The sequence below is a fragment of the Piscirickettsia litoralis genome (assembly GCF_001720395.1).
GTDB lineage: Bacteria > Pseudomonadota > Gammaproteobacteria > Piscirickettsiales > Piscirickettsiaceae > Piscirickettsia > Piscirickettsia litoralis.
In genome coordinates, this window is sequence record NZ_MDTU01000004.1 from 10,961 (window position 1) to 14,542 (window position 3,582).

Annotated in this window: 5 protein-coding genes and 2 pseudogenes; 6 read left to right on the plus strand and 1 reads right to left on the minus strand. The window is 34.3% G+C overall.

Going from position 1 to position 3,582, the window contains the following annotated elements:
- From BGC07_RS16895 to BGC07_RS23550, 6 genes and pseudogenes are all read left to right on the plus strand, one after another.
- Positions 1-244: DDE-type integrase/transposase/recombinase (locus BGC07_RS16895; protein ID WP_139121830.1), on the plus strand; the 244-nt coding region annotated here is incomplete at its 5' end.
- A 218-nt stretch (positions 245-462) separates the two neighbouring features.
- Complete coding sequence (locus BGC07_RS16900) at positions 463-2,124, plus strand: PAS domain-containing hybrid sensor histidine kinase/response regulator (protein ID WP_139121819.1); 1,662 nt, start codon at positions 463-465, stop codon at positions 2,122-2,124.
- Entirely contained in the window at positions 2,105-2,533 is a 429-nt protein-coding gene (locus BGC07_RS16905; RefSeq protein ID WP_069314245.1) for an Hpt domain-containing protein, read from the plus strand. The genes BGC07_RS16900 and BGC07_RS16905 overlap by 20 nt, the downstream gene beginning before the upstream one ends.
- 17 nt (positions 2,534-2,550) lie before the next feature.
- Complete coding sequence (locus BGC07_RS24055) at positions 2,551-2,763, plus strand: DUF3050 domain-containing protein (protein WP_077217030.1); 213 nt, start codon at positions 2,551-2,553, stop codon at positions 2,761-2,763.
- Positions 2,729-2,920: pseudogene (locus BGC07_RS24060) on the plus strand (DUF3050 domain-containing protein); the annotation flags it as partial. The gene BGC07_RS24055 and the pseudogene BGC07_RS24060, both read left to right, overlap by 35 nt.
- Entirely contained in the window at positions 2,917-3,357 is a 441-nt protein-coding gene (locus BGC07_RS23550; RefSeq protein WP_077217032.1) for a DUF3050 domain-containing protein, read from the plus strand. The pseudogene BGC07_RS24060 and the gene BGC07_RS23550, both read left to right, overlap by 4 nt.
- 84 nt (positions 3,358-3,441) lie before the next feature.
- Here BGC07_RS23550 and BGC07_RS19815 read toward each other — a convergent pair.
- Positions 3,442-3,576: pseudogene (locus BGC07_RS19815) on the minus strand (IS3 family transposase); the annotation flags it as partial.
- Positions 3,577-3,582: the final 6 nt, after the last annotated feature.

Genomic DNA, 3,582 nt, shown 5'->3' on the forward strand with positions numbered 1-3,582 from the left:
TCTTAAACGATGTAAACTCAGGCGGGTGAAATACTTAAACAACCGCATTGAAAATGATCATAAAGCGGTAAAGCGTAAATCCCGCTTCCGCCAATGGTATCAATCGCTCTCAACAGCACGGCCAACAGTTGATGTGATGGAGTCAATGCGTATGGTTCAAAAAGGCCAATTGCGTTATATTAAAAAACAGGATATCTTTTCTCAAAATCAGCTAATTAATAAATTATTTGGATTGGCAGCTTAATTTTACAAAGACAATACAAACAAATAGACTTTCTGACGCTTATTATAATTTTTTGCAACAGTGCCCCTATCTTCATGGTTTACATGAAAATGTCAACACAACCTAACTAAAAATACTAACTTTTTGGTGTTAATTTTTTTGTTTATATGCTAGTGTTCAAAGTCTAACTGTGTTTATGACTTACATGATATGCTGGGCAACTGAGCTAAAGGTAACACTTGAATTATGAGGCAAAGGAGATGCTATTAAGAGCTAAAAAAAGGAAAGAAGCTAAGGATAACATTATAAAGCTAACCATAGCCAATCAATCACTGCAAAAACATGCCTACTTGACAGATGTCTTATTAAAAAACATCACTAAATGTCTTCCACAGTTTGTTTTTTGGAAGGATGTGGATTCGGTATATATGGGATGCAACGATAATTATGCTCATTTTATTGGCCTTGAGTCTTCAATAGATATAGTAGGAAAAACTGATTATGATATTGATTGGTTAGAATGTGGGCATACAGCTGATTTCTTTCAGTCCGGAGACAAAGATGTTCTTGCTGGGCATCCCATCTATAATCAAGAAGAGGTTCTTTCACTGCCTAATGGTAATAAAATACATACCCAACTTAGTAAGTTACCTATAAAAGGGCAAGATGGTGAAATATTAGGTGTTATCGGTTGCTTTACTGATATAACTGAGCTTAAGCGGAAAGAAAAGGAGGCTGTGAAAGCAAGAAAAGAAGCTCAAATAGCAAATGCATCAAGAATGAATTTCATTTCTAATATGAGCCATGATTTGCGTACTCCTCTTACTGGTATGTTGGGGATGGCCAAAATTATCTCTGAAAATTCACTAGATGAGAAAATAGTAAAAGCATCAAGGTATTTAATAGAGTCTGGAAATATACTCTTAAACATACTCAATGAAATAATTGAGATAAATCAAATTGAGTCTGGTCATTTACCATTAAAGTTTAGTGAAATTAGAATCAGAGATATAATTGATGAAGTTGTGTCTTTATTTAAGCCCACAATATATCAAAAGCCTGTGTCATTGAATATATGTTTTGATCCGCGTATCCCTAGATGTTTAATTGGTGACCAGCACAGAGTGCAACGGGTACTGTTAAATTTAATTAGTAATGCAATTAAATTTACAAATCAAGGCGCTATCCACATTACAGTTGATGTAGCTAAGTTTGAAGAAAATAGTTTAACTATCCGGCTTGTTGTCGCAGATACGGGAATAGGCATAGATAAAAAAGATCATGCGTCTATCTTCACCCAATTTAACCGCTTAACATCCTCCTCTTCCGGAGCATATCCTGGTTCAGGGCTGGGTTTATCTATTGTTGAGAGATTTATTAAAGATATGAGAGGAAGCATTAATTTAGAAAGTGAAATTCTTAAAGGTTCATCATTTATATGTTTAATTCCTTTTGAAACATTAGATAAAAATAAAAGCAATGGGCCTGCTGACTTTTTATTTGAAAAAGAGCATGTATCACTATGCCCAGAGATACAGCATATCGACTCAGAAAGTCTTTTGTATGATTCTGTGTTAAAAAATAAGCCTTCAAAAGAAACAACTCTTTCTTTTGAAGGTTCTACCGTTCTTCTTGTGGAGGATAATTTGATTGCTCAGTTAGCAGCAAAACATGAGCTTGAAAAGCTACACTGTAAAGTTGATCTAGCTGTAGATGGTAAAGATGCTATTTTCAAGGCTCAAAAAAATAATTACGACTTGATTTTCATGGATGTTGGTTTGCCGGATATGACAGGATTTGATGCTATTCAAGTGATTGGTGCATGGGAGTCTGCTATTAAATGTGACTACACACCTATAGTTATTTTGACAGCTGATGCAAGTGTTCAAAAAAAAGTGTAATAAAAATATTAAAGATGTATTGTTAAAGCCTATGAGCTCAGATATGGCAGTGCGTTCGCTAAGGCTTTATGGCACTAAAGATAGCTTGATTAATAAATGCCCTGATAAGAGTATCCGGGTCCTTGAAGAAGGAGAAAATAGTGAAATATTAGGTATACTGATGGATTCGTTACCAAAAACAAGGAAAGTTTTAAGTCAAGCATATGATAATAATGACTTCGAGAACCTCTATTTTGAGGTGCATAAGTTATATGGTGGACTTTTATACTGTAGTGTTCCTGCCTTAAAAGCGAGTGTTGGTAGTTTAAAACAAAAATTAGTAAACAAACAGTATGATGACCTTACAAATAGCTATGTAGCCATGATGAGTGATCTTGATGAGTTATTAAGAGTAACATTGAATAATTGATTTAGGTTATTGTAGCTATGAAATCCCGTGTATTACAATTGAATGATAAGCTTTCCCCTCTGGTCTCCGAAATTAACAACCATCCAGTGTATGATGAAATTAAGTCTATTGATAAGTTACGCATATTTATGGAGAATCATGTTTTTGCTGTTTGGGACTTTATGTGTCTTTTAAAGGCGCTACAGAAAAAAATTTGTTTGTACAAATTATATTTGGACCCCGCCTATTGACGCATTAAGTGCAAATTTGATTAATAGTATTATTGCAGAAGAGGAAGGTGATGTAAGCTTTTCAGGAGGATACTTATCTCATTTTGAAACTTACTTAAAGTCGATGAGGCTTTTAAAAGCAGAAACAAATAAAATTGAACAAATGATTTTTTATTGAAATCAGGTTATTGTTTAGAGCAAGCAATGCAAAAACCTTCTGTGCCTATTAGTGCTAGACTATTTGTCAATAGTACTTTTAGTTTTTTTAAATTAAGTGCTCATGAATTGGCTGCGGTCTTTACGTTCAGTAGAGAGGGTATTACATCTGGAATGTTTTCATCTATTTTGAATCATGTGGCTTCTTCAAATGAGCAATCTATAAAAGCCCATGAAGGGTTACAAGAACTATCATTTTACCTGAAAAGGCATATTGAATTAGATGGAAATGAGCACTTTCCAAAAGCGATGCAGATGCTCACTAATTTAGCAGGAAATGATGATCAGAAATGGTTTGAAATAGAACATGTAGCAAAAAAATCATTAAATGAAAGGATTAAATTTTTGTCAGGTATTTATAGGCAACTCAAAAGCTGCTCTTACTCGTTAGCATCATAAGATATTTATAATGGCTAATAAAGAACCTCTTTTTAGCCATTTCTTGTTTTGTCTTAGATTGTTAGGTTCCGTTGACTGTTCCGGTCAAGTCATATTGGACACTTTTAATTGAGACTTTTCAAAATTAATAGGCGATAGGTTGCCATTGGCTGTATGCAGCCGATCATGATTGTAATATCGAATATAGGCCTCTACATCCCCCTTCATAGTATCACGGGTTCAAGG

Excerpts from the sequence above, each read along its gene's own strand:
- BGC07_RS24055 (WP_077217030.1), top strand. The coding sequence starts at position 2,551 with ATGAAATCCCGTGTATTACAATTGAATGATAAGCTTTCCCCTCTGGTC.